4 protein-coding genes and 1 pseudogene are annotated in these 4384 nt (G+C 70.7%); 1 reads left to right on the forward strand and 4 read right to left on the reverse strand.

Annotation, left to right across the window (positions count from 1 at the left end):
- Positions 1-38 precede the first annotated feature (38 nt).
- Positions 39-425: a barstar family protein gene (locus tag A8W25_RS06200; RefSeq protein WP_067157225.1), complete on the reverse strand. Its 387-nt coding sequence runs from the start codon at positions 423-425 to the stop codon at positions 39-41.
- A gap of 37 nt (positions 426-462) precedes the next feature.
- Complete coding sequence (locus A8W25_RS06205; protein WP_067157241.1) at positions 463-1080, reverse strand: TOPRIM nucleotidyl transferase/hydrolase domain-containing protein; 618 nt, start codon at positions 1078-1080, stop codon at positions 463-465.
- Between the two features lie 185 nt (positions 1081-1265).
- On the opposite strand from A8W25_RS06205, the gene A8W25_RS06210 reads away from it, so the two are divergent.
- The gene (locus A8W25_RS06210; RefSeq protein ID WP_067157229.1) at positions 1266-1562 is read left to right on the forward strand and encodes a hypothetical protein; all 297 of its coding nucleotides are present in this window, start codon (positions 1266-1268) and stop codon (positions 1560-1562) included.
- A 49-nt stretch (positions 1563-1611) separates the two neighbouring features.
- On the opposite strand, the pseudogene A8W25_RS32000 reads toward A8W25_RS06210, so the two are convergent.
- Both A8W25_RS32000 and A8W25_RS06225 read right to left on the reverse strand, forming a co-directional pair.
- A pseudogene (locus tag A8W25_RS32000) lies at positions 1612-2391 on the reverse strand (threonine synthase).
- Between the two features lie 57 nt (positions 2392-2448).
- Entirely contained in the window at positions 2449-4215 is a 1767-nt protein-coding gene (locus tag A8W25_RS06225; protein ID WP_067157238.1) for a ferritin-like domain-containing protein, read from the reverse strand.
- Positions 4216-4384 lie beyond the last annotated feature (169 nt).

A 4384-nucleotide genomic window follows, 5' to 3' on the forward strand; every position in this document is an offset into this window, starting at 1 on the left:
TGTAGCGGTCGTACGGGATGGTGCCGACGCGAGGGCTCTCAGCAGAGCACGAGCCGCCCGGGGGTCTCGCCTTCGAAGACCTCGACCAGCCAGTCGAACACCGTCGGGCCGCGGCCGACCTTCGCGGCGGCGAGTTCCGCGGCGACCCGCTCGCGGTTGGTGAAGTGGCAGCGCGTCAGGACCGTCTCCAACTGCCGGGCCGTCTCCGCGTGGCCGAGGGCCTCGCGGGCGTACGCGTGGTCGTGCCACTCGAAGTGGAAGTCGCCGTCCTCGGGCGTGCCGAAGCCGCCCCGGAGGCAGTCGTTGAAGGCATCGAGGTTCTTGCCGAAGTACCCGCCGGGCCCGTTGACGGCCTCGCCGATCACCCGCCAGAAGTCCTCAAGGGTGGGGGTCTGCTTGCCGTCGATTACGTAGATCGTGGTCACGGGGTGAGCCTAGAGGCGACGCGGCAGGCGCCTCGGTTCACAGGCTCGCGAGCAGATCGTCGAGGGGAGCGGGGACCCGCCCGGAGTCGAGGGCCTCGGTCAGGAGGTGGCCGTAGCGGATCTTGCGGCCCTTCTTCGTGCCGAGGAAGCGTCGCATCTGCTGGTGTGGGGATCTGCCCTGCTGTGCGGGCTGGCGCGTGAAGGTCTGCCAGGCGGGGAGGTCGCCCTCGGCCTGGACGATCTCCTCGATCCGGGGCACGCCCAGCGCGCGGATGAGCTCGTCCTCCAGGTCCGTGGTGCACACGAAGAACCCTTGGCGCGGCGCCCGCGCCCGCTCAAGAGCGCGGTCGTAATAGCGCTGCTCGCGCTCGTCGCACAGCCCGGCCAGACGGAGCCCCAACCCCGGTGGCCCGAGGAGATCGGTATAGCGGCCCACGTTCATCGCGCCGCCCATGGACATGACGCACACCCCCTCGGCCGGCAGGTCCCGGCCACGGCGCGCGGCCAGCGTCTCGACGGCCGCGAGGTCGCTCGGCCCCTCCAGCAGCACCGCGGTGCGTACGCGCAGCCGCACGGCCAGCTCCTTCGCCCGCTCACCGGGGCTGCCCGCCGCCCAGTCGGCGACCGCGTCCCGGAAGGCTTGCATATCTGCCACTCGCCTGTCCGCCATGGGGGCGATTCTGCTGTGCGTGGGCCAGTACGGCACAGGGTTTTCTCCGGCCCCGGGGCGGGCCCGGAGAAATGCGGATGGGGCGGCCGTTCGGCTCAGCCGGGGTGCGGGTGGTTTGCGGCGGTGGTCGACTGAGCGAGTCAGACCCTCTACCTGTCCGGGAGCTCAGCATGGCTATCGTCGCGATCTTCGAAATCCCAGGGATGACCCGGGCCCAGTACGAGAAGAGCGCGGAGAAGGTCGCAGGTCGGCCCGGTCCGGTCAAGAAGACGTCGGACTGGCCGGTGTCCGGTCTCATCTCGCACACCGCCGCCCCCACTCCCGACGGCTGGCTCGTCGTCGACGTATGGGAATCGGAGGAGGCGTTCCAGGAGTTCGGCAAGACCATCCTTCCGATTCTGGAAGAGCTCGGCGTCCAGGGTGCGCAGCCGAAGATCTACCAGGCTCACACCGTGGTGACCCCCTAAAGGGGTGTCGCGGACGCTCCCGAAACCCCGGTCCGGCGGAACATCCGTTTCACTCCCGGATCCCCGCCGTACGCAGCCTGCGGCGCACTTCCTCCCACTCCGGGGTGATGTTCCCGGTCGACCGGGAGGCGACGGAGCGGTCCTTGAACCCGCTGGAGGTGGAGACGCACACCACCGGTTCGCCGCGGTCCTCGACGGCGCGCAGACCCGCGAGCCCGGCGGCGCCGGACAGTTCCGCCCACAGGCCGGCGCGGGCCAGCTCGCTCCGGGCGGCTGAGAGCCGCTCGTCGTCGAGGGCCAGCACCTGGCCACCGCTGTCACGGACGGCGACCACCCCGCGGTAACCGCTGACGGGGGAGACGACGGAGTAGGCGTCGGTGGGTGCCACGGGCACGTGCGCCGCCGGAAGACCCTGGCGCACGGCCCGGGCGAGTGGCGCTGCGGCGGCCGGCTCGCAGGCGAACATGCGCGGTAGGCGCTCGGTCAGGCCGAGACGTCGCAGACCGGCAGGACCACCGCGCCGTAGGCGTTGAGGAACGCGTCGACCGCCGGTGGCATGTCAGGGCCCGCGAACACCACGCATCGCAGGCCCGCCCGGGCGGCGAAGGCGGCTGCGGACGCGCCGTGGTTGCCCGAGGAGGCGACCACGATTCCCGGTGCGCCGACCCCCACGGCGGCGCTGGTGGTGATGCGGTTCAAACGGTCCTTATGGCTCTTCGGTGGTGCTGGTCCTGGGACAGCCCTCGGTCAGCGGGAGCCATAACGGGTAGGTGATGCCCGGGTCGCCCAGCGAGCGCTGGAGCGTCGCCAAAGAGTCGTCTTTCGTCACACGTTGAGCCTATCGGCGCCCCCATCCGGCAAGATCCGTCCTGAGGGCAGCCGTGTCTCACTCTCCGCCAGACACCAGCGACAGTTCCCACAGCGTCTCCAGGGCGCAGTTGGCCGGGTAGTCGTAGGGCAGGTGGCGGGCGTAGCGCCGCTGGTCGAGGGCGATCTGCTGCACCATGGTGTGGGTCAGGCGCAGGTTCTCCGCGCCGTCGAGGCCGGGGGCGTATCCCGCGACGAAGGCGTCGAACGGAAGGCCTTCGCCGCGCTGGGCCAGCGCGGTCCCCAGACTGCGCATCGGGCCGGTCATATGGCGGCGTGCCGCGCTGTGGAAGAGCATGCCCTGCCGGTAGGACGCGTCCAGCAGCATGCACACCGCCCAGTAGTGGAGGTTGGCGATATGCCGCAGCGCCGGTACCGGTTCGTCGGGGACGGGGCTGCCGGACGGCGGCAGTCCGCTGGAGTGGCTGAGGGGAACCACCGGGTGGTCTGGACTGGCCGGATTCCATACGTCGTCGCAGTCCCGGAGGGCGGGATGGGTGCCCTCGAACATCGACCGGAAGAGGGTGAAGTGTTCGCTCTCCCCTTCTTCGCGCAGCAGCTCAAGGCGGGTGAACCAGGACACGTAGTCGAGCCGGTCCGGCTCTCGCTCGCGCAGCAGCTCCAGTACGCGGGTGACTTTGCGGTAGAGGCTGCCGACCTGGTTGGGGCGCGGGGCCGTGGGCCCCGTCGAGCCGAGCACCTGGTACAGGCGCTCGACGAAGGCGCGGTCCTCGGGCGTCTGCTGCTGGGCGGGGTCGACCGCGCTCGGCGACGCCTCGACGTACACGTACTTGGCCAGGCTGTGCGGGCTCAGCGGTTCCAGCACGAAGTCGAAGGGATAGATGTCCTGCTCGTACGGGAACTGCTGGCGGCCGAGGTGGGGGGCCGCGCCGAGCGCGACGAGCAGCGAGTTGACGATGTCGAGGTGGGTCATCTCCTCGATGGCCACACCCATCAGGTGCAGTGGCCGGCCTCCGTAACGGTGGCTGGGCCAGCCTGCGAGGTCGGCGAAGCGCGGCACCTTGATCGAGAAGGCGGCGTAGAGGTACTGGACGAGCAAGGAGTGCTCGATCTCCGCACCGTCACGCAGCAGCCGGATCAGTTCCAGTGCCGGGTCGTCGAACACGGGCGTGTATCCGAGCCGTTCGGCGTCCGCCGCGGACAGGGCGGGCGTCCGGCTCGGCCGGTGGATGGCCCTGCGGGCGGTCACCGGAGGGGCCGCCGGGCTGAGTTCGTCCGGCGTGGGGGACGGCGTGGGGGACGGCGCCGTGCTCTGCGCGGCGGTCAGCACGGCCGCCCGGTAGCGCTCGTAGTTCGTGCAGCGGCACACATGCGAGCCAAGGACGGTGTCGACGGTCTCCTCCAGCCGCTGCTCACCGTCTTCGGCATGGCCGTCCTCGCCCGCGTGCTCGACGACGACGCTGCCGGCGACCGTGAACCCGGCCGTGCAGTATCCGCACTGGAACGCCTCACGCTCAAGGAACGCCTGCTGTACGGGATGCAGCGCACCGTCGGCCGCCAGGCCTTCCACGGTGGTCACCTCCCACCCGCGTACGTGCCGCATGCTGGTCATACAGGCCTGACGTGTCACCAGGGGGGCCTGGGGGCGGGCGCGGACCGCGACGGTGCAGGCGCGGCACTCCCCGATCGAGCAGCCGATCTTCGTTCCGGTCAGGCCCAGGTCCTCGTGCAGGAAGTGGACGAGGGACATGTCGCCGGGCACGGAACGGCCGTGGTGGCGGATGCCGTTGACGGTCAGGTCCAGATCGGTGTTCGGCTCCTGCATCACGACCGCCCGTCGTCGGGGAGGGCCAGTTCCGCCAGGCGGATCGGGGTACGGGTGGGCCAGCAGCGGTCGTCGCCGTGGCCGAGGGCGTGCGCGACGGCGTTGGCGATGGCGGGGGCGACGCTCGTCATCGTCGCCTCCCCGACCCCCTTGTGCCGCACGTTCGGAC

Origin of the sequence: Streptomyces sp. ERV7 (genome assembly GCF_001653515.1) — a bacterium.
In the GTDB taxonomy this organism is placed as follows: Bacteria; Actinomycetota; Actinomycetes; order Streptomycetales; family Streptomycetaceae; genus Streptomyces.